The 20319-nt window shown below is 51.0% G+C and carries 19 protein-coding genes and 2 tRNA genes; 1 reads left to right on the top strand and 20 read right to left on the bottom strand.

Annotated features, from left to right (window positions below; all coding sequences use genetic code 11):
- Positions 1 to 3 precede the first annotated feature (3 nt).
- The 11 genes from AB7038_RS15840 to AB7038_RS15790 all read right to left on the bottom strand — a co-directional run bounded on the left by AB7038_RS15840 (position 4) and on the right by AB7038_RS15790 (position 7939).
- Positions 4 to 79, bottom strand: a tRNA-Lys gene (locus AB7038_RS15840).
- Positions 80 to 104: 25 nt separating this feature from the next.
- A tRNA-Lys gene (locus tag AB7038_RS15835) sits at positions 105 to 180 on the bottom strand.
- A 164-nt stretch (positions 181 to 344) separates the two neighbouring features.
- Positions 345 to 1124 carry a cell division protein CpoB gene (gene cpoB / locus AB7038_RS15830; RefSeq protein ID WP_015422550.1) on the bottom strand — a complete coding sequence of 260 codons (780 nt, stop codon included), beginning with the start codon at positions 1122 to 1124 and terminating at the stop codon, positions 345 to 347.
- A gap of 9 nt (positions 1125 to 1133) precedes the next feature.
- Positions 1134 to 1628 carry a peptidoglycan-associated lipoprotein Pal gene (gene pal, locus AB7038_RS15825; RefSeq protein ID WP_024474148.1) on the bottom strand — a complete coding sequence of 165 codons (495 nt, stop codon included), beginning with the start codon at positions 1626 to 1628 and terminating at the stop codon, positions 1134 to 1136.
- A 43-nt stretch (positions 1629 to 1671) separates the two neighbouring features.
- The gene (tolB, locus tag AB7038_RS15820) at positions 1672 to 2964 is read right to left on the bottom strand and encodes a Tol-Pal system beta propeller repeat protein TolB (RefSeq protein ID WP_369453632.1); all 1293 of its coding nucleotides are present in this window, start codon (positions 2962 to 2964) and stop codon (positions 1672 to 1674) included.
- Positions 2965 to 3091: 127 nt separating this feature from the next.
- Positions 3092 to 4177, bottom strand: coding sequence for a cell envelope integrity protein TolA (gene tolA / locus AB7038_RS15815; protein WP_072871202.1), 1086 nt, complete (start codon positions 4175 to 4177; stop codon positions 3092 to 3094).
- A gap of 46 nt (positions 4178 to 4223) precedes the next feature.
- Positions 4224 to 4649: a colicin uptake protein TolR gene (gene tolR / locus AB7038_RS15810; protein ID WP_004235659.1), complete on the bottom strand. Its 426-nt coding sequence runs from the start codon at positions 4647 to 4649 to the stop codon at positions 4224 to 4226.
- Positions 4650 to 4663: 14 nt separating this feature from the next.
- Positions 4664 to 5350 (bottom strand): Tol-Pal system protein TolQ, encoded by a 687-nt coding sequence (gene tolQ / locus AB7038_RS15805; protein WP_004241620.1) that lies wholly within the window; start codon positions 5348 to 5350, stop codon positions 4664 to 4666.
- Complete coding sequence (ybgC, locus tag AB7038_RS15800; RefSeq protein ID WP_004241619.1) at positions 5347 to 5739, bottom strand: tol-pal system-associated acyl-CoA thioesterase; 393 nt, start codon at positions 5737 to 5739, stop codon at positions 5347 to 5349. Before ybgC ends, tolQ begins: the two co-directional genes overlap by 4 nt.
- 426 nt (positions 5740 to 6165) lie before the next feature.
- Positions 6166 to 6573 (bottom strand): hypothetical protein, encoded by a 408-nt coding sequence (locus tag AB7038_RS15795; protein WP_369453631.1) that lies wholly within the window; start codon positions 6571 to 6573, stop codon positions 6166 to 6168.
- Positions 6566 to 7939, bottom strand: a complete 1374-nt coding sequence (locus AB7038_RS15790; RefSeq protein ID WP_368888790.1) for an MFS transporter — start codon at positions 7937 to 7939, stop codon at positions 6566 to 6568. The genes AB7038_RS15795 and AB7038_RS15790 overlap by 8 nt, the downstream gene beginning before the upstream one ends.
- 91 nt (positions 7940 to 8030) lie before the next feature.
- Here AB7038_RS15790 and AB7038_RS15785 point away from each other — a divergent pair, with 91 nt between their 5' ends.
- Positions 8031 to 8924, top strand: a complete 894-nt coding sequence (locus tag AB7038_RS15785; RefSeq protein WP_368888791.1) for a LysR family transcriptional regulator — start codon at positions 8031 to 8033, stop codon at positions 8922 to 8924.
- A 66-nt stretch (positions 8925 to 8990) separates the two neighbouring features.
- Here AB7038_RS15785 and ybgE read toward each other — a convergent pair whose 3' ends face one another.
- The 9 genes from ybgE to AB7038_RS15740 form a co-directional block, all read right to left on the bottom strand.
- Positions 8991 to 9275 (bottom strand): cyd operon protein YbgE, encoded by a 285-nt coding sequence (ybgE, locus tag AB7038_RS15780; protein ID WP_015422547.1) that lies wholly within the window; start codon positions 9273 to 9275, stop codon positions 8991 to 8993.
- 5 nt (positions 9276 to 9280) lie between these two features.
- Positions 9281 to 9388 carry a cytochrome bd-I oxidase subunit CydX gene (gene cydX, locus AB7038_RS15775; RefSeq protein ID WP_071997709.1) on the bottom strand — a complete coding sequence of 36 codons (108 nt, stop codon included), beginning with the start codon at positions 9386 to 9388 and terminating at the stop codon, positions 9281 to 9283.
- 13 nt (positions 9389 to 9401) lie between these two features.
- A complete protein-coding gene (cydB, locus tag AB7038_RS15770) occupies positions 9402 to 10544 on the bottom strand; it encodes a cytochrome d ubiquinol oxidase subunit II (RefSeq protein ID WP_368888792.1) in 1143 nt (380 codons plus the stop codon).
- 14 nt (positions 10545 to 10558) lie between these two features.
- On the bottom strand, positions 10559 to 12121 hold the full coding sequence (gene cydA, locus AB7038_RS15765) for a cytochrome ubiquinol oxidase subunit I (RefSeq protein ID WP_369453630.1): 1563 nt from the start codon (positions 12119 to 12121) through the stop codon (positions 10559 to 10561).
- An 802-nt stretch (positions 12122 to 12923) separates the two neighbouring features.
- Positions 12924 to 13796: a succinate--CoA ligase subunit alpha gene (sucD, locus tag AB7038_RS15760; protein WP_004235649.1), complete on the bottom strand. Its 873-nt coding sequence runs from the start codon at positions 13794 to 13796 to the stop codon at positions 12924 to 12926.
- A complete protein-coding gene (gene sucC / locus AB7038_RS15755; RefSeq protein WP_004235648.1) occupies positions 13796 to 14962 on the bottom strand; it encodes an ADP-forming succinate--CoA ligase subunit beta in 1167 nt (388 codons plus the stop codon). The genes sucD and sucC overlap by 1 nt, the downstream gene beginning before the upstream one ends.
- A 148-nt stretch (positions 14963 to 15110) precedes the next feature.
- Positions 15111 to 16322, bottom strand: a complete 1212-nt coding sequence (odhB, locus tag AB7038_RS15750; RefSeq protein ID WP_262861077.1) for a 2-oxoglutarate dehydrogenase complex dihydrolipoyllysine-residue succinyltransferase — start codon at positions 16320 to 16322, stop codon at positions 15111 to 15113.
- A gap of 14 nt (positions 16323 to 16336) precedes the next feature.
- Positions 16337 to 19141 (bottom strand): 2-oxoglutarate dehydrogenase E1 component, encoded by a 2805-nt coding sequence (gene sucA / locus AB7038_RS15745; RefSeq protein WP_072871220.1) that lies wholly within the window; start codon positions 19139 to 19141, stop codon positions 16337 to 16339.
- 461 nt (positions 19142 to 19602) lie between these two features.
- Positions 19603 to 20319: a succinate dehydrogenase iron-sulfur subunit gene (locus AB7038_RS15740; RefSeq protein ID WP_004235644.1), complete on the bottom strand. Its 717-nt coding sequence runs from the start codon at positions 20317 to 20319 to the stop codon at positions 19603 to 19605.

The following is a 20319-nucleotide window of genomic DNA, read 5'->3' as shown; positions in this document are numbered from 1 at the left end:
GAATGGTGGGTCGTACAGGATTCGAACCTGTGACCAATTGATTAAAAGTCAACTGCTCTACCAACTGAGCTAACGACCCGTTTCAGATTTCGGGCAAAAGAGAATGGTGGGTCGTACAGGATTCGAACCTGTGACCAATTGATTAAAAGTCAACTGCTCTACCAACTGAGCTAACGACCCGTACTCTCTTGCCAACGGCACGATATAATACTGATTTATCCGGCCGGTGCAACGATTTTTTCAAATTAACTTATTCAAACGCTTATAATTCACTCACTTAGCCCCGGTTGAGCAAAAAACTCTCCGGTCGGGGCTATACTCTGAGCAAAAAAATAAACCGGCGGTTATAAACCAGCCAGTTTTTTCTCAGCCAGTTTCGCACCGGAAGAGCCCGGATATTTTGCGACAACCTGCTGATAAATCGCTTTCGCCTTCGCTTTATCCCCTTTCTCCTGCATGATCAGCCCGACTTTATAGAAGGACTCCCCTGCTTTCTGGGATTTCGGCCAGTTCTTTACCACAGAAGCAAAATACGCCGCAGCGTCATCTTTTTTGCCTTTGTTGTAGTTCATCTGACCTAACCAGTAATTGGCATTAGGAAGATAACCGGATTTCGGATAGCTTTGGATAAAACTCTGAAATGCGCTGATTGCACCATCGTAATCTTTGGTGTTCATCGCCATGTTTACCGCGGCGTTATAGTCATCTTTCTCATTGCCCTTACTTGCAGCAGCAGGAGCGGAGGTCGCGGCAGTCCCCGCAGAGTCCGTATTACCGGATGCCGCGGATGTATTATCTGTTGATGCGCTGCCGCCACCGGTGAGGGAATCCACCTGTGAGAAAAGTTCGCGTTGGCGTTCTGTCAACTGATTCAGCTGATACTGACTTTCCTGGATTTGCCCGCGCAGCATATCGATATCGCGCTGGTTGTCCATGACTTGTTGCTGAAGTTGGGTTAATAGCTGACCATGAGCGTTAGAAATACGCTCGAGCTGCGTGAGGCGGTCATCAGTGGAGCCTGAGCCGATATTGATGATGGGTGCCTGAGCAATAGCGGCCCAGGGGGCCGCTACACCTATCAATAACGACAGACTCACCATCAGGCGTCTGAAGTTACTTTTCATGTATATCTCTTAGTATACGATTACTGCACGACGGTTTTTAGCGTAGTCAGCTTCGGTGTGACCCAGAACTGCCGGCTTCTCTTTACCGTAAGAAACGATAGAGATTTGTTCGCCGTTAACGCCTTTACCCTGCAGGTACATTTTCGCTGCGTTGGCACGACGCTCGCCCAGTGCGATGTTGTACTCAGGAGTACCACGTTCGTCAGCATGACCTTCTACAGTTACTTTGTAAGAAGGGTTGTTGCGCAGGAATGCAGCGTGTGCATCCAGCATTTGCTGGAATTCAGGAGAGATATCGTATTTGTCGAAACCGAAGTATACGATATTGTTGTTCTGAAGTTCCTGCAGCTGCTGGCGTGCCAGTTCTTCCGCAGACATACCAGTGTTTGCGCCATTGTCGACAGTGCCCGCATCAGTCTGGTCGTTTTTGTTAGAACTACATGCAGCAACAGCCAGAACAGGTAAAGCTAACATCAGCCCTTTAAGCACTTTGTTAAGTTGCATCTCTTTGATCCTTTTATAATTTGCCATACATATTTTTAATGCATCACAGATACGGCGACCAGGCAGGGAATTTTACCTGTCCGTCAGTCGCCGGAAGACGCGCTTTGAAACGCCCGTCGGTCGAAACCAGCTGCAATATAGTTCCCATACCTTGTGAGGAGCTATAAATAACCATAGTGCCGTTAGGTGCGATACTTGGCGTTTCATCTAGGAACGTATCCGTTAAAATCTGGAAATTGTTCGCTACTAGATCTTGTTTGGCGATATGCTGTTTCCCGCCGCCTGAACTGACCATTACCAGGAAACTGCCGTCAGCACTGACGTCACCATTCTGGTTCTGAGTTCCATCCCACGTCAGGCGCTCAGGCGCACCGCCATTAATACCAACCTTATAGATCTGCGGACGACCAGCCTGGTCAGACGTGAACGCTAACGTCTGGCTGTCCGGGAACCATGAAGGTTCGGTGTTATTACTGCGACCATCTGTTACCTGACGCATCTGGCCTGAGCCGAGATCCATCACATACAGATTCAGACTACCGGTTTTTGATAACGCAAATGCCAGTTTGGTTCCGTCCGGTGAAAATGCCGGTGCACCGTTGTGACGCGGGAATGAAGCAACCTGACGCACCTGTCCGCTGGACAGATTCTGAATAACCAGGGCTGAACTTCCGCTCTCAAAGGTAACATACGCCAGTTTCTCGCCATCCGGTGACCATGCCGGTGACATCAGCGGCTCAGGTGAACGGTGAACGGTAAACTGGTTGTAGCCGTCATAATCAGACACGCGCAGCTCGTGACGATAGTCACCGCTGTTTTTAACCACCACATAAGCGATCCGCGTGCGGAATGCACCACGAATACCGGTTAATTTCTCAAATACTTCATCACTTGCAGTATGTGCCGCATAACGCAGCCACTGTTTGGTGACTTTAAACTGGTTCTGTGCAAGTACGCTGCCCGGGGAACCGGAGGTATCCACCAGCTGGTAGCTCACCAGATAGTTGCCGTCAGCACCCGGCTGAACCTGGCCGACAACAACAGCATCAATGCCTAACGCCGTCCAGGACTCAGGAACCACTTCAGAGGCGGTACCCGGTAACTGCGGCATACGGTTAGGGTCGATCGGGTTAAATTTCCCGCTGTTACGCAGGTCAGCAGCAATGATCGCGCCGATGTCTTCCGGTACAGCGCCGCCGCCGGCGACCTGGAAAGGCACGATTCCGATAGGACGTGCTGAATCAACACCCTGAGTAATCTCGATACGAACTTCAGCCTGAGCAACTGCCGCCCACAGCATCAGAAAACCGAGCATGTATTTAACTGCCTGCTTCATTCTCTCTCCCTCGTTGTGCCAATGCCCGCATCAAACTCATATTTTAACAAACGTTCATAACCAAAACCAGATACCACAGTAAAAACTAACACCCGGATATATCTGGTTCGTCACGCTGTATTACAGCTTATTCCGGCTTAAAATCCAGTTTGGTATTCTTAAACTGCTGCCAGACCGATTTGCTCGGCGGCGCAGGAATACGGGCCTGTTTGGCCGCCGCGAGTGCGGCCTGACATAAACCGTCATCACCACCGACCGCATTCACACTGATAAGCGTACCTTTATCAGTGATATTAATTTCCAGCGTACAGGTTTTACCGCGGTACATATCCGCATTATAAAACTTCGCCTGAATCGCTAACCGGACCTGTGCGATATAACCGTTCATATCGCCATCCGAGTTTGTTCCGCTCTTCTTGCCACCGCCCTGACCGGCTGCAGATGCACCGCCGCTTTCTGTGCCCGGGGCGTTGGATGCCAGTCCGCCGAGGAGGTCATCGACTTCACTGGCCTGTTTTTTCGCTGCAGCTTTGGCGGCTTTTTCTTTAGCCGCTTTGTCTTTGGCTGCTTTTTCAGCTTTGGCGGCTTCTGCTTTGGCAGCTTCCGCTTTAGCGGCTTCGGCCTTGGCGGCTTTTTCCTGAGCCGCTTTTTCGGCTTTGGCTTTTTCTTCTTCAGCAGCTTTCTGTGCGGCGGCTTTTTCGTCAGCCTGTTTCTTCGCCAGTGCCTGCTCTTTAATTACTTTTTCTTTTTCAGCCTGAGCTTTGGCTGCGGCTTCTTCCGCCAGCTTCTGCTCTTCTTTAGCTTTCTTCACGGCTTCCTGAGCTTGTTTTTGCTGCTCTTCAGCCTGTTTTTTCTGATCTTCCACTTTTTGTTCAGTTTTCAGGCGCTCTTCTTCAATCGCTTTTAAGCGCTCCTGCTCACGCAGTTCTTTCTGACGTAATTCTTCTTCCTGCTGCTTCGCTTTTTTCTCGCGCTGCGCCTGAGCCTGTTTTGCGTTGGCCTGCTGCTGTTGCTGCTGGTTAAAATTTTCAACCATGGCGTTCGGATCAACCATAATGGCATCGATCACCTGGCCACCTTCACCGCCGCCGGTCAGCCCTGATTTGGTTACAAACGATCCCCAGATCACAAGCGCAATCAGCAAAAGATGCAACACCACAGAGGTGATGACAGAACGATTTAATTTATCTTTACGCTCTTTCCGCTTTCCCACGCTTAATTCCCTAACCTTCTGAGTGAAAACATCTGCATAACAAACCTTACATCGGCTTCGTCATCAGGCCCACAGATTTCACTCCGGCCTGTTTCAGAATATTCAGGCCATTAATAATCTCTTCGTAAGGCACATCTTTGGCACCGCCGACCAGGAAGATAGTCTTCGGATCTTCAGCCAAATACTGTTTTGCCGCCGCAATGATCTGCTCTTCCGGTAACAATTCCAGACGATCCTGCTTCACGACCAGGGTGTAGCGGCCGACACCGGAGACTTCCAGAATCACCGGCGGATTATCATTGGTGGAAACGGATTGTGAATCGGAGGCATCCGGCAGATCCACTTCCACACTCTGACTGATGATCGGCGCTGTTGCCATGAAGATCAGCAGCAACACGAGTAACACGTCCAGTAAAGGAACAATGTTAATTTCGGATTTCAGCTCCCGCCGGCGTCCGCGATGACGTGCCATGATAATCTCCTGCCTTATTTCTTATCAGCAGTAGCAAAGGCCTGACGGTGTAAAATCGCCAGAAATTCTTCGCTGAAGTTGTCGTAATTCTGTTCTAATTTATTCACGCGCTGATTAAGACGGTTGTATGCCATAACCGCAGGAATTGCCGCAAACAGACCGATTGCTGTTGCAATCAGTGCTTCCGCAATACCCGGTGCCACCATCTGTAATGTTGCCTGTTTTACCGCACCCAGTGCGATAAAGGCGTGCATGATCCCCCATACTGTACCGAACAGACCGATATACGGGCTGATAGAACCGACAGTGCCAAGGAACGGGATGTGGTTTTCCAGATTTTCCATCTCACGGTTCATGGAGATGCGCATTGCACGCGCCGCACCGGTTTCCACCGCCTGCGGAGAATGCACATTCGCCTGATGCAGGCGGGCAAATTCTTTAAAACCAGAGTAGAAGATCTGCTCAGTACCGCTCAGTTCATCACGGCGGGCCTGGCTTTCTTTATACAGACGGGACAGTTCGATTCCTGACCAGAATTTGTCTTCAAACGCTTCTGCTTCACGGGTGGCCGCATTCAGGACTTTGGTGCGCTGAATAATAATGGCCCACGAGGCAACAGAAAAGCCCAGCAATACCAGCATGATAAATTGCACGAGGTAACTTGCTTTCAGGAATAAATCCCAGATATTCATGTCAGTCACTGCTTAAACTCCGCGACAATAGACTCAGGAAGCGCTACCGGCTTCATTAAAGAAATATTCACGCAGGCGACCAGTACCTCTGCGCGACATAAAAGAGTTCCGTTTTTATGCATAAGTGTCTGCGTAAATGTCAGAGACGCACGACGGATGTCGGTGATCTCACTGCGTACCTCTAACAGATCGTCTAACCTTGCCGGATGGTGGTAATCGATAGTTAATTTGCGGACCACAAAGCCGAGCTGCTCTTCCAGCAGACGCTGCTGATGAAAGCCCCGTTCCCGTAACATTTCGGTTCTGGCGCGCTCAAAAAATGCAAGATACTGCCCGTGGTATACCACACCACCAGCATCGGTATCTTCGTAATAAACCCGTATTGGCCAACTGAACATTGAATATCCCGCAACTTACCTTTATCAGACAACATGCTTTGCAAACTATACGTGAAGAGCAAACGTATTGAAAATGCTTAGTTCGTAAAGATAAGAAAAGCCCGTTTGTCCGCGCGCTAATCATACTCGCCTTTATCCAACACGCAAGCCCCCGGAAGGGTTGAGATGAAAAAATATTTTGTTACGTATTACAACACCTTAGAGGCGTTATTTTTTGCTCTGAAAGCTATCATTAAACACTTATTAAAAGACATTTTTCCCCACGAACACACAAAAATCCGGAATTATCCGGATTTTTGTGCTACCGATTTATTTACCGCGCAATCTAACTTATTGTAATTCCATAAATTAAATCACCTTATTTTTATCTTATAAAAACAGGATTTCCGTCCGCATTTACCGGCTGAAAACGCCGCCTGCGGCATTTCAGGCAGACAGCGGTGTTTCATGTAAATAATGCCACAACCATTGCCCGTTATCCCCGCGGCGGAGAATAACCAGCGAGCGCCGTACTGTGGTACTTCCGGCAAAGTGCTGTGTCTCCTGATAGCGCACTGATATGGTGCTTTCTGTCTGACAGATACACTGATACTCCGCCGTTTCAATCGGTGCTCCCTGTCTCTGACCCTGTATACGGGTAAACATCGCCGTCACCGCCGCGAGATCAATCACCGCCCCGCTGATACCGGTCATGGAAAACTCAGGGGTAAAATGGGTAAGCAACTCAGACAGTGCCGCCTGTCCTTCTGCCCCGGGGACAGTAAATGTTTTAAAAATCAGATCATGGACATGATGGATTTCGTCACATGCCTGCTGAAACATAGTATTACTCACGGATAATCTCCTCTGCGGGTTTTAATGAAGTTCGGTACTGCGGGCGGACCAGGAAAATCAGCGGGATAAGCCCGGCCAGAGCCCCCCCCAGAAATGTCAGGGCAAATGCCTGTCCCGGGGCAACCGCATTCAGAGTCTGATACAGCGTCATCATGACGGCAGCACCAATACTGAACACCACCTGACGGTTAATATTCCAGATCACACTGGCTTTGTTCAGCTGTGCGCCGTGAAAGTCATACAGCGCAGTGGTTTGTGCGCAGTTTGCGGCAATACCGCCGCCGGTGCCGGTCAGCAAATAAATCAGACCGATGAAATACAGCGGTGTATGGCTGTCTGTCAGGGCAAACAGCGCGATACCGCCGCTGTGCAGCAGCAGACTGATAATAAACAGACGCCCGGCACCGGTCCGGTTATACACCGCACCACTAATCAGCATCGCCACCATCGCCCCTGCTGCATACAGCAGCATAAACGCACCGGTGACAGCGGTACTCAGGCCGGAAACCGAGGTCAGATAAAAGATAGCGAGGATGTTAGTCCCGGTGAATACGCCCGGCACCGCGTAATACACTGCAACCGAGAGCCACAGCCGGGTATTTTTCAGCAGCGATAAATCAATAATCGCCTGCGGGGTCTGCCGGTAATGTCGGTAATAAAGCCCTGCACTGAACAACATCAGCCCGCCGAGCGCCAGTGCACCGGTGATATTGTGGTATTCCCCGTACAATGAGAGGGCGAGCAGCAGGGATGCCAGCGTCAGGCTGACCAGAAGCAGCCCTTTGAGATCCGGTGCTTCTCCGGCAGCGGTTTTCGGTTCACGGATCCAGCACCAGGCCAGCAGTGCCGTAAAGAGTGCCACCGGCGCATTGACATAAAAGACAGGCCGCCATCCGGCCAGGTCAACAATAATCCCCCCGGCCATCGGGGAAAGCGCGGGCGCAATCAGCGCGATCATCATAATAATGGTGGAGATTTTGCTTCGCTCACGCCCCTGAAAATACTGAAAAGTCAGTGACTGCCCGGCAGGGATCAGTAATCCGCCTGCCACCCCCTGTAAAAAACGCCAGAAAATCAGCGAAGCAAAGGATTCTGCACTGCCTGCCAGTACTGCCGCTGCTGCAAACAGCAGCATTGAGGCCGTCATCAGTTCGCGGATCCCGAAACGGGCCGCCAGCCGGGGGCTGAGCGGGATAATCAGTGTCAGTCCGAGAATATAACTGTTTGCCACCCAGGTCACCGACAGGGATGACACCTGCATGGCCTCCGCAATTGCAGGCAGCGTGATGGCCGACATAAAGATATTGATGCAATCAATAAAAAAGCCCAGTAAAAAAATCAGGGCGATACGGTAACGATAAGTCATGGTTTCCTCCGGCCAGCAGTGTAAAAGCAGTTGACCGCAGCCGTCTATGCAGCAAAATAGACAATACTGTTTGAAAAAACAAAACAATCTTATGCTGACATCCGTTGAGAAGATCAATACCTTTATTTATGTTGTGGACACCGGTTCCTTTACCCGGGCCGCTGCACACCTGAATCTGAGCAAATCGGTGGTCAGCCTGCATATCAAAGCCCTGGAATCCGAGCTCAGTACCACACTGCTGCACCGGACTACGCGGCAGTTTACGCTGACGGAATCCGGCCAGGCGCTGTATCAGCAATTCAAACCGCTGTTACAACAGTTCGACAGCGCGATGGATGCCGTCAGAACAGGAACGGCGCAACCACAGGGGCCGCTGAGTTTCAGTGCCACCGCAGAATTCGGCGGACAATTTCTGCTGCCGCAGCTGCCTGCTTTTACAGCGCGCTATCCGCTGATCAGAGCGGATTACCGCGTCGATCATAGTCTGAGTGATTTGATTGCTCTGAAACTGGATGTGGTGTTCCGGCTGGGAACGCTGAGTGACAGCGGCCTGCGGTTCCGCAAACTCGCCGATTTTCCGGTCTGTTATGTGGCAACGCCGGAGTTTATCCGGCAGCACCGCGTGACAGAGAGCAGTGATCCCGCCGCCCTGCCCTTTATCGCCAACAGCAACCTGGCCGCCCGTATCAACCGGCATCAGCATCTGCCCGCGCCGGACAACCGGGTGTTTATCTCTAACGCGATTCAGGCGATCCGCACCATGACACTGGCACATCAGGGTTACAGCCTGCTGCCGGTCTGGTATATCCGGGAGCAATTAGCAGAGGAGAAGCTGGTTCCGGTGTTCACCCGTCAGCCGGTACCGGATCAGAGCATCAATATGGTATTTCCGCCCGCTGCGCATTTGCCGCAGAAGGTCCGGGTGTTTATTGATTATTTTGCCCGCTTTTTTGCCGGTAATGCCGCATTACTGCGCTATCCGTGAACCGGGCGGAAACAGAAAAGAAAAAAGCCGTTCAGATGAACGGCTTTTTAGTCATAAACGTTTATATCAGCTGAAAAAATGATAAAGGCCGTAACCCAGAATCACCACCGCCGGAAGCGGATGGAACAAAATCTTCCAGATTGCGCGCTTCGGCCGGAATGCCAGACCAAAAATTGCGCCGCTGCATACCGCCCAGATCATCAGCAGTCCCTGCCAGATCTGTAATGAACTGGTGTTTGCCGCAAAACGCGACGGATCCCAGATCACACTCAATGCCAGCCCCAACGCCATTATAAGGACAAGAGCCCGTAAGGGACCCTTATCCAGTAGTTGGTAAGACTTATCCAGCATCCGTCTTACTCGCCTGAAGCGGCTTTATCTTCGTTATGCTCAATAGCCAGTGCTGCGATAACAGCAATACTGCAGGCCAGGAGCGTTCCGAGGATCCATGCAAAATACCACATATTCGTCTGCTCCTTAATACAGTGAATGTTTGTTCTCTTCGATGAAGGACTTATCAAGACGCCCTGCCATCTTCACATAACACCAGATGGTGTACAGGAGAACAATCGGCACAAAGATAATCGCAACAACCGTCATCACCTGGAGAGTAAACAGGCTGGAGGTTGCATCCCACATGGTCAGGCTGACGTTCGGGTCAATGCTTGAAGGCATAATGAACGGGAACATTGCTGTACCACAGGTCAGGATCACACCGGCAATAGTCAGCGAGGTAAACAGGAATGCCCACGCGCCTTTATCCATTGCAGTGAACATCACTACCAGCAGAGGTGATACCAGACCAATAGCAGGCAGGATCCACAGGATTGGATAGGCATTGAAGTTTGCCATCCATGCGCCTGCTTCCTGTACCACTTCTTTATTAACCGGGTTAGACGCACCGAAATGGTCAATGTCAGAGACAACACGGAAACCATCGATACCGCCCCACATCAGCCATGCACCAGCCGCTGCGAACAGAACAAATGTCAGCAGAGCAGTGATAGTGGTCGCTTTACGCACACGCACATGCAGATCACCGGTGGTACGCATCTGCAGGTAAGTCGCACCATGCGCCACGATCATCATCAGGCTGATTAAACCGGCTAACAGACCGTACGGGTTCAGCAGACCGAAGAAGCTCCCTGCATAAGACACCTGCAGCTGGGAGTTAACTTCAACCGGTACGCCCTGTAACAGGTTACCGAATGCCACGCCGATCACTAATGACGGTACGAAACTGCCGATAAAGATACCCCAGTCCCACATACCGCGCCATTTTGGTGATTCCAGTTTTGAACGATAGTCAAAACCGACCGGACGGAAGAATAATGCCGCCAGGACCAGAATCATTGCGATATAGAAACCGGAGAATGCTGCCGCATAGACCATCGGCCATGCTGCGAACAGTGCACCACCTGCGGTGATAAGCCATACCTGGTTACCGTCCCAGTGCGGTGCAATTGAGTTAATCATGATACGGCGTTCAGTATCATTTCTGCCGATAACACGCAGCAGAACACCCACGCCCATATCAAAGCCATCAGTTACAGTGAAGCCAATCAGCAGTACGCCAATCAGGATCCACCATACAAACCGTAATATTTCATAATCAAACATAAGTGGGCTCCTGTTTACTTAGCGTCTTGTGCCGGGGACGTTTCGAAATGATAACGGCCGGTTTTTAAGCTGCTTGGACCAAGACGTGCAAATTTGAACATCAGGAACATTTCAGCAATCAGGAATAAGGTATACAGGCCGCAAATCAGCGCCATAGAGAACAGAATGTCTCCGGCTGCCAGATGTGACGTTGCATATGCTGTCGGTAATACTTCACCAACCGCCCATGGCTGACGGCCATATTCTGCAACGAACCAGCCCGCTTCAACACCAATCCACGGTAACGGCAGGCTGAGGAAAGCAGCACGCAGCAGCCATTTTGATTTGCCGACACGGTTGCGCAGTACACTCAGGAATGACAGACCGAGAACGATCAGCATCAGACCACCGGCAGCTACCATCAGGCGGAATGCCCAGAACAGCGGTGCAACACGCGGGATAGAGTCTTTGGTTGCTGCCTGAATCTGCTCTTCCGTTGCCTGACCGACGTTATCGGTATAGCGTTTCAGCAGTAAGCCGTAACCAAGGTCTTTTTTGCTCTGATTAAAGGCATCACGAATTGCCGGGTCGGTATTACCGCCACGCAACTGCTGTAACAGATCATACGCCACCATACCGTTACGGATACGGGCTTCGTGCTGCACCATCAGGTCACGCAGACCGAGAACCGGAGTATCAATTGAACGGGTGGTGATAATCCCCATCAGGTACGGAATCTCAATCGCAAAACTGTTTTCCATTTTTTCCTGATTAGGGAACGCAATCACGTTAAATGATGCAGGCGCAGGCTGGGTATGCCATTCACCTTCAATCGCGGCGAGTTTGGTTTTCTGCACGTCACCCATTTCATAACCGGATTCATCACCCAGCACGATAACGGATAACACAGCGGCGATACCAAAGCTTGCTGCAATCGCAAAAGAGCGTTTTGCAAATGCAAGATCACGGCCTTTCATCAGATACCACGCACTGATAGACAGTACGAAGATCGCACCGGTACAGTAGCCGGCAGCCACTGTGTGCACAAATTTAACCTGTGCAACCGGGTTGAGAACCAGTTCGGAGAAGCTCAGCATCTCCATACGCATGGTTTCAAAGTTGAAATCTGCAGCAATCGGGTTCTGCATCCAGCCGTTTGCCACCAGAATCCACAGTGCGGAGAAGTTGGAACCAAGTGCAACGAACCAGGTCACCATCAGGTGCTGTTTCTTGCTGAGACGATCCCAGCCGAAGAAGAACAGACCCACAAAGGTGGATTCGAGGAAGAATGCCATCAGACCTTCGATTGCCAGAGGCGCACCGAAGATATCACCGACATAGTGAGAGTAGTATGACCAGTTTGTCCCGAACTGGAACTCCATAGTCAGACCGGTAGCAACACCCAGAGCGAAGTTAATACCGAATAACTTACCCCAGAACTTCGTCATATCTTTATAGATTTGTTTACCGGACAGGACGTAGACCGTTTCCATGATCGCTAACATGAAGGACATCCCTAATGTTAGCGGTACAAATAAGAAGTGGTACATCGCTGTTAAGGCAAACTGTAATCGCGACAGTTCGACAATATCAAACATCTTGACTCCTTGCTCCTAGCAGGAAGACACCGACATGCGGCAACCCAAGCTTTCCTGAAGAAAGAAAGCAACATAACTACCAGCAATAAATGCCTCTAAATGCAATAACAAATTAGTAACAAAAAAACACCTAAATAGACACCCTAATAATAGTACGCTTATATTTGCACACAATAAACCGCTTTTGCGTGATTCAGATTGGAATTCTGAGGATATATCAAATAATGCACAGCGCAGTCATTTTCGGCTATTTTGATCTGCCACAATTTAAACAAATCACCGAAATAATGCCAGTGCAATAGATTGATTTACGTCAATTTTTCCTCTCAGTGTTAATTAAAATCGCATATATGGTCATTGAGTTGCTTTATTGTTAATGCAATGTACATGTAAATACAACCAAACAGAAAAATAACAATAAAATATGCGCTTTTTATTAACCTTTTATTTTCATCAGCATTTCTGGTTAATTTCATGAGCCGGATAATTCAATTACAAATAAATTATCACTAAAACTGTTATTGTCTGTTTGTATTAATGCACAGCAATAATCATTTTCGGCGTAAAAATTAAGTATAAATCAAGATGATAAAAAACGCCCTTTTATACCTGAGACTTTTTGCTATGTAAACGATACAGCAGGCGTTTCGGGACAATTCAGAAAATTGATTAAAAGAACAGCAACCGGAAGAGCAGCCACGTAAAAACACGTAATGCCAGAGAAAAGATGAATTTGTGTTCAGATCAAAAAACAGCCGGAGGCGGCATAAAACCGGCTCCGGCTGTATAATAATGGCAGGAATTATTTATTCAGAATCGCTTTTACCGCATCACCGATATCGGCCAGACTGCGGACAGTTTTCACACCGGCGGCTTCAAGGGCGGCAAATTTCTCATCTGCAGTCCCCTTCCCGCCAGCGATAATCGCCCCCGCATGACCCATACGTTTGCCTTTCGGCGCAGTCACACCTGCGATATACGCCACGACAGGTTTGGTGACATGGTCTTTGATAAAGGCAGCCGCTTCTTCTTCTGCACTGCCGCCGATTTCACCGATCATAACAATCGCTTCTGTCTGCGGGTCGTTCTGGAACATACGCAGGATATCAATAAAGTTAGAGCCCGGAATCGGGTCACCGCCGATCCCCACACAGGTGGATTGTCCCAGACCGGCATCAGTCGTCTGTTTCACCGCTTCATAAGTCAGCGTACCTGAACGGGAAACGATCCCCACTTTGCCCGGCAGATGGATATGCCCCGGCATGATCCCGATTTTACATTCACCCGGCGTGATAACCCCCGGGCAATTCGGACCAATCATCCGTACACCGGCTTCATCGAGTTTCACTTTGACCGTCAGCATATCCAGCGTCGGAATACCTTCGGTGATGGTGATAATCAGTTTGATACCCGCGTCAATCGCTTCCAGGATGGAATCTTTGCAGAACGGTGCCGGAACATAAATAACAGAAGCGGTCGCACCGGTGGCTTCCACCGCGTCACGCACCGTGTTAAAGACCGGTAAACCTAAATGTGTTGTACCGCCTTTGCCCGGTGTCACACCGCCGACCATTTTGGTGCCGTACGCAATCGCCTGTTCAGAGTGGAAAGTCCCCTGGCTACCTGTAAATCCCTGACAGATAACTTTGGTGTTCTTATCGATTAAAATAGACATTATTTCGCTCCCACTGCTGCAACAACACGTTTCGCAGCATCCGTCAGGCTGGTTGCCGCAATAATATTCAGGCCACTTTTTGCCAGTTTTTCCGCACCCAGTTCCGCGTTGTTCCCTTCCAGGCGCACAACCACCGGCACACTGACACCGACTTCCTCAACCGCACCGATAATCCCGTCCGCAATCAGGTCACAACGGACAATCCCGCCGAAGATATTGACGAAGACCGCTTTGACGTTTTCGTCAGACAGAATGATTTTAAAAGCTTCTGTCACGCGCTCTTTGGTTGCGCCGCCGCCGACATCCAGGAAGTTTGCCGGCTCACCACCGTGCAGTTTGACAATATCCATGGTGCCCATTGCCAGACCGGCACCGTTCACCATACAGCCGATATTACCGTCCAGTGCCACATAGTTCAGTTCCCACTGTGCCGCCTGTGCTTCGCGGGCATCTTCCTGTGACGGATCATGCATTTCACGCAGTTCCGGCTGGCGGTACAGGGCGTTACCGTCAATGCCTAATTTGCCGTCGAGACAGATAAGCTCGTCCTGTGTGGTGATCACCAGCGGGTTGATTTCCGCCATGGCCAGGTCACGCTCAAGGAACATGGTTGCCAGTCCCATAAAAATTTTGGTGAACTGGCTGACTAACTTACCGGTCAGACCCAGTTTAAACGCCAGCTCGCGCCCCTGATACGGCATCGGGCCGGTCAGCGGGTCAATCACCGCTTTGTGGATCAGTTCCGGTGTTTCATGTGCCACTTTCTCAATTTCGACACCACCTTCAGTGGAGGCCATAAAGACCACGCGACGTGAACCGCGATCCACTACTGCACCCAGATAAAGCTCTTTGGCGATATCTGTTGCGCCTTCCACCAGCACCTGATGCACAGGCTGACCCAGTGCATCTGTCTGATAGGTAACCAGACGCTTGCCTAACCACTGTTCGGCAAACGCGCGAATTTCATCTTTGCTCTTAACCAGTTTCACACCACCCGCTTTCCCGCGGCCCCCGGCATGAACCTGGCATTTGACGACCCACGGGCCGCTGCCGATTTTGGATGCTGCTTCTTCCGCTTCACGGGGTGTGGAGCAGGCATAGCCTGCCGGTGCAGGTAAACCATACCGGGTGAAGAGTTGTTTTGCCTGATACTCGTGTAAATTCATGATGTTCTATCCATAATTTGTCTGATGAGAGCGGACTCTCTTATTGTTGTTGCCTGGATAGCGCCGGTTTCCCGGCGCAGGGACACAGATTCACTGTCGCGAGTTCAGCCGGGCGGTTTTAGCGCGATGCCGCCCGGATGAGGGTTGGTTACACGTCGAGCAGTAAACGTGCCGGGTCTTCTAACATCTCTTTAATGGTCACGAGGAATCCGACAGATTCACGGCCATCAATCAGACGGTGGTCATAAGAGAGCGCCAGGTACATCATCGGCAGGATCACCACCTGACCATTTACCGCCATCGGACGATCCTTAATCGCATGCATTCCCAGAATCGCACTCTGCGGCGGGTTAATGATAGGTGTGGACATCAGTGAGCCGAATACACCGCCGTTGGTAATGGTAAAGTTACCGCCGGTCAGATCTTCCACTGTCAGTTTGCCTTCCTGACCTTTGACAGCCAGCTCTTTGATACGTTTTTCGATTTCTGCCATGCTCAGTGCATCTGCATCACGCAGTACCGGTGTTACCAGACCACGCGGTGTGGAAACCGCAATACTGATATCGAAATAGTTGTGATACACCACATCTGTACCGTCGATAGAGGCGTTCACTTCCGGATAACGTTTCAGTGCCTCAACCACCGCTTTCACATAGAAAGACATGAAACCGAGGCGCACACCGTGGCGTTTTTCAAACGATTCGCCGTACTGTTTGCGCATATCCATCACCGGCTTCATGCTCACCTCGTTAAAGGTGGTCAGCATTGCGGTGTTATTTTTCGCTTCCAGCAGACGCTCTGCCACACGCTTGCGCAGACGGGTCATCGGTACACGTTTTTCACTGCGGTGCGGTAAACCAGCCTGAGAAACCGGCTCAGCAGCAGCTTTCACCGGTGCTTTCGGCTGCTGTGCCAGGTGTTTCTCAACATCTTCGCGGGTCAGACGACCACCGACACCACTGCCGGTAATATCTGACGCTTTCAGGCCGTGCTCTGCGAGCAGGCGGCGCACCGCCGGGCTTACCGCATCATTGGTTTCTTCATCCAGACCCGCATTCTGACGCTGTGCCGGTGTGGACTGTACTTTTTCTTTTATTTCTGCAGGCAGACCGGTGCTGTCGCCGAGACGGATGCGTCCGAGCAGTTGTTTTGAAAGGACAGTTGCCCCTTCTTCTTCCAGCACCGCTTCCAGAACGCCGGAATCACTGGCAGGAACTTCCAGCACGACTTTGTCTGTTTCAATTTCCACCAGCACTTCATCACGTTCGACGCTGTCACCCGGTTTTTTGTGCCAGGTTGCCACCGTGGCATCGGCAACAGACTCGGGGAGATCAGGAACCAGAATTTCTATGCTACTCATTGCTTTTCCTTAATTTATTCAACGTTCAGTGCATCATTAACCAGCTCTTGTTGTTGCTGCTGGTGAACAGACGTATAACCCACGGCCGGAGATGCGGATGCCGGACGGCCCGCATAACGCAGTGCTGCACCTGCCGGAACCGCATCACGGAAATTATGCTGGCAGCAGTACCACGCGCCCTGGTTGAGCGGCTCTTCCTGGCACCAGACAAAATCTTTCACATGGCTGAATGGCGCGAGAATCGCATGGATATCTTCATGCGGGAACGGATAGAGCTGTTCAATACGGATAATCGCCACATCCGTCTGATTATTCTTACGGCGCTGCTCCAGTAAATCGTAGTAAACCTTACCGGAACACAGCACAACGCGCTTCACATCTGCCGGATTCAGATCATCCGCTTCACCGATAACCGCCTCAAAGCGGCCTTCGGCCAGTTCTTCCAGAGAAGAAACCGCCAGCGGGTGACGTAACAGTGATTTCGGTGACATGACAATCAGCGGACGACGCATACCGCGCAGTGCCTGACGGCGCAGCATATGGTAAACCTGTGCCGGGGTTGACGGAACACAGACCTGCATGTTCTGTTCGGCGCAAAGCTGGAGATAACGTTCCAGACGGGCACTGGAGTGCTCCGGCCCCTGGCCTTCGTAGCCGTGCGGCAGTAACATCACCAGTCCGCACATCCGGCCCCATTTCTGTTCGCCGGAGCTGATGAACTGGTCAATCACTACCTGTGCCACGTTGGCAAAGTCACCGAACTGGGCTTCCCAGATAGTCAGACCGCGCGGATCGGTGGTTGCATAGCCGTATTCAAAGGCCAGTACCGCTTCCTCAGACAGGACAGAGTCCCACACATTGAAGCGTCCCTGGGCATTATGGACATTCATCAGCGGCACATAGCAGGAGCCGTTGCTCTGGTTATGGATAACCGCATGACGATGGAAGAACGTACCGCGTCCCGCATCCTCACCGGACAGACGCACCGGAACACCTTCATCCACCAGTGTTGCGTAGGCCAGATTCTCCGCCGCACCCCAGTCGAGCAGTTTGTTACCTTCCGCCATTTCCGCACGGTCGGTATAGATTTTTTCGACACGCGGGTGCATATGCACTTCTTCCGGCACGGTACTGATACGGCGCGCCAGATCACTGAGGCGTTTCAGTTCCACTTTATTAGCGTAGCTGTCATTCCAGTTGTGATTCAGGTACGGTTCCCAGGTGAGCGCGGCTTTACCGATTTCACGCCACTCTTCCACCACACAGTCACCGCGGTCCATCGCATCACGGTACATATTGACCATTTCAGTCACATCACCGGCAGCCACCACACCTTCGGCAATCAGTTTGTCGCCGTAGATTTTGCGCGGTGTCGGGTGCTGTTTGATTTTCTGGTACATCATCGGCTGGGTTGCACTCGGCTCATCCGCCTCGTTATGGCCGTGACGGCGGTAGCAGACCAGGTCGATCATCACATCGCGGTTAAAGGTGTTACGGAAATCCAGTGCCAGGCGGGTCACAAAGGCCACCGCTTCCGGATCATCAGCATTCACGTGGAAAATAGGAGCCTGTACCATCTTCATGATGTCAGTACAGTATTCCGTTGACCGGGTATCTTTCGGGTTAGAGGTGGTGAAACCAATCTGGTTATTGATAACAATGCGGACAGTCCCGCCCACTTCATAGCCCCGTGCCTGTGACATATTCAGGGTTTCCTGAACAATCCCCTGGCCGGTTACCGCGGAGTCACCGTGAATGGTGATCGGAAGAACCATTTTGCTCAGGCTTTCCGGCAGACGGTCACGGCGGGCGCGGACAGAGCCGATGACCACCGGGCTGACAATCTCAAGGTGAGACGGGTTAAAGGCGAGCGCCAGATGCACCTGAGCCCCTTCTGTCACGAAATCAGACGAGAAACCCTGATGGTATTTCACGTCACCGGTTCCCAGATGATCTTTGTGTTTACCGGCAAACTCATCAAACAGATCTGCCGGTTTTTTACCGAACAGGTTAACCAGTACGTTCAGACGGCCGCGGTGTGCCATACCCAGCACCACTTCGCGGGTGTCCTGCTTACCGGCATGACGGATCAGGTCTTTCAGCATCGGAATGAGGGAATCGCCCCCTTCCAGTGAGAAGCGTTTTGCGCCCGGGAATTTCGCCCCGAGATAGCGCTCCAGCCCTTCAGCGGCGGTCAGATCCGCCAGGAAACGCCGTTTTTCATCAGCACTGAACAGTTTACTGACGTCAACGGATTCCAGACGTTGCTGGAGCCAGCGTTTCTCTTCGGTATTGGTGATATGCATGTACTCGGCACCAATGGAGCCGCAGTAAATACGTTTTAATGCGTCAAACAGCTCGCTCAGCTGCATGGTTTCGCTGCCGATGGCAAAAGAACCGACGTTAAAGGTTTCATCAAAATCGGCTTTGGTCAGATTGTGGAACGCCGGGTCCAGATCCGGAACCGGTTCCTGTTTCCACAGGCCGAGCGGGTCAAGGTTGGCATTCTGATGACCGCGGAAGCGGAATGCGTTGATAAGCTGCAGGACTTTGACCTGCTTGGAATCCATCGCCGGATCGCTGACGGAAGTGTGGTAGCGGGTCGAATCTTTGGCCAGACGACGGAAGTAGTCGCGCGTCTGTGAATGAGGTTGTTCTGTGATGTCCGCTTTCGGCAGTGAGTCGAAAATCTCCCGCCAACTTCCATCGACGGAGGACGGATCGTTCAGATAGTCTTCATAGATATCTTCTATGTAGGCCTGGTTTTCTCCAGCCAGAAAGCTGGAATCCAGCCAGTCCTTCAGTGCGCCGTTCTGCATTATGATCCCTTAAGCTTAGAGCTTCATCCCCGTTGTCTTTCCGGCTGCGGTGTACCGGCTGCGTGTCCGTCCGGAAAACAGAGTGACTCTGTTCTGCGGATTCCCCGTCTGCCGCTGCCCTGCAACCTGAATGAGGCCGGGTTTAGTTTTCGCCGTGATAACTAATACCGCGATACATTGCGGTGCGTAAAGGATTCCCGGGTGGTGCTTGTGCATCTTATGTTCTGTGTATCCCTGAGGAACCTTTAGCAACGGAATAACCGTTGCTGAAGATCCCTGTACTGTCTATAACCATACTTACATTTAAACCAAAAAACTCACATCTTAATCACAATTAACTACATTTATTGTCGCTTCTAACACTTACTGCGATAGATTATGCCTATTGTTACGGGTTGGTAAAAGATGCCTGCCGGGCAGGCATCTTATTATTATCAATCGCTTAAGCAGAATAAAGTCAATTATGCACTGCGTTTCAATAACATTGATTTAATATGACCAATTGCTTTTGTCGGATTCAGCCCTTTCGGACAGACACTGACGCAGTTCATGATACCGTGACAGCGGAATACGCTGAAAGCATCACTGATGTCGTCAAGACGGGATTCTGTCTCGGTATCGCGGCTGTCCGTCAGGAAGCGGTACGCGGCTAATAAACCGGCCGGGCCGATAAATTTGTCCGGGTTCCACCAGAAGGACGGGCAGGATGTCGAGCAGCAGGCACACAGGATACATTCGTACAGACCATCGAGCTTTTCACGCTGCGCCGGTGACTGTAAATGCTCACGCGCCGGCGGGTTTTTGTTGTCGTTGATCAGATACGGGCGGATCTTTTCATACTGCGCGTAGAACTGCCCCATATCCACCACAAGATCCCGCACCACCGGTAAGCCCGGCAGCGGACGGATCACCACTTTTTTGCCGCCTTTCATCAGCGCCGACAACGGTGTGATACAGGCCAGACCGTTTTTGCCGTTCATATTGATACCGTCAGAACCGCACACGCCTTCACGGCAGGAGCGGCGGAACGATAAACTTGGATCCTGTTCTTTCAGCAGAATCAGGGCATCCAGCACCATCATGTCCCGGCCTTCTTCCACATCCAGCTGATAGTTCTGCATGTGTGGTGCGTTATCCACATCCGGGTTATAGCGATAAACTGAAAATTCAACTTTCAT

Source organism: Morganella morganii, assembly GCF_041099235.1.
GTDB classification, from domain to species: domain Bacteria; phylum Pseudomonadota; class Gammaproteobacteria; order Enterobacterales; family Enterobacteriaceae; genus Morganella; species Morganella morganii_E.
The sequence above is the reverse complement of the archived record's forward strand: the minus strand, read 5'-3'. Positions and strand labels throughout refer to the sequence as shown.

Coding starts and splice junctions, on each gene's coding strand:
- cpoB (WP_015422550.1), bottom strand. CDS start 1,124: ATGAAAAGTAACTTCAGACGCCTGATGGTGAGTCTGTCGTTATTGATA.
- pal (WP_024474148.1), bottom strand. CDS start 1,628: ATGCAACTTAACAAAGTGCTTAAAGGGCTGATGTTAGCTTTACCTGTT.
- tolB (WP_369453632.1), bottom strand. CDS start 2,964: ATGAAGCAGGCAGTTAAATACATGCTCGGTTTTCTGATGCTGTGGGCG.
- tolR (WP_004235659.1), bottom strand. CDS start 4,649: ATGGCACGTCATCGCGGACGCCGGCGGGAGCTGAAATCCGAAATTAAC.
- ybgC (WP_004241619.1), bottom strand. CDS start 5,739: ATGTTCAGTTGGCCAATACGGGTTTATTACGAAGATACCGATGCTGGT.
- AB7038_RS15790 (WP_368888790.1), bottom strand. CDS start 7,939: ATGACTTATCGTTACCGTATCGCCCTGATTTTTTTACTGGGCTTTTTT.
- AB7038_RS15785 (WP_368888791.1), top strand. CDS start 8,031: ATGCTGACATCCGTTGAGAAGATCAATACCTTTATTTATGTTGTGGAC.
- ybgE (WP_015422547.1), bottom strand. CDS start 9,275: ATGCTGGATAAGTCTTACCAACTACTGGATAAGGGTCCCTTACGGGCT.
- cydX (WP_071997709.1), bottom strand. CDS start 9,388: ATGTGGTATTTTGCATGGATCCTCGGAACGCTCCTGGCCTGCAGTATT.
- cydB (WP_368888792.1), bottom strand. CDS start 10,544: ATGTTTGATTATGAAATATTACGGTTTGTATGGTGGATCCTGATTGGC.
- cydA (WP_369453630.1), bottom strand. CDS start 12,121: ATGTTTGATATTGTCGAACTGTCGCGATTACAGTTTGCCTTAACAGCG.
- sucD (WP_004235649.1), bottom strand. CDS start 13,796: ATGTCTATTTTAATCGATAAGAACACCAAAGTTATCTGTCAGGGATTT.
- sucC (WP_004235648.1), bottom strand. CDS start 14,962: ATGAATTTACACGAGTATCAGGCAAAACAACTCTTCACCCGGTATGGT.
- odhB (WP_262861077.1), bottom strand. CDS start 16,322: ATGAGTAGCATAGAAATTCTGGTTCCTGATCTCCCCGAGTCTGTTGCC.
- sucA (WP_072871220.1), bottom strand. CDS start 19,141: ATGCAGAACGGCGCACTGAAGGACTGGCTGGATTCCAGCTTTCTGGCT.
- AB7038_RS15740 (WP_004235644.1), bottom strand. CDS start 20,319: ATGAAAGTTGAATTTTCAGTTTATCGCTATAACCCGGATGTGGATAAC.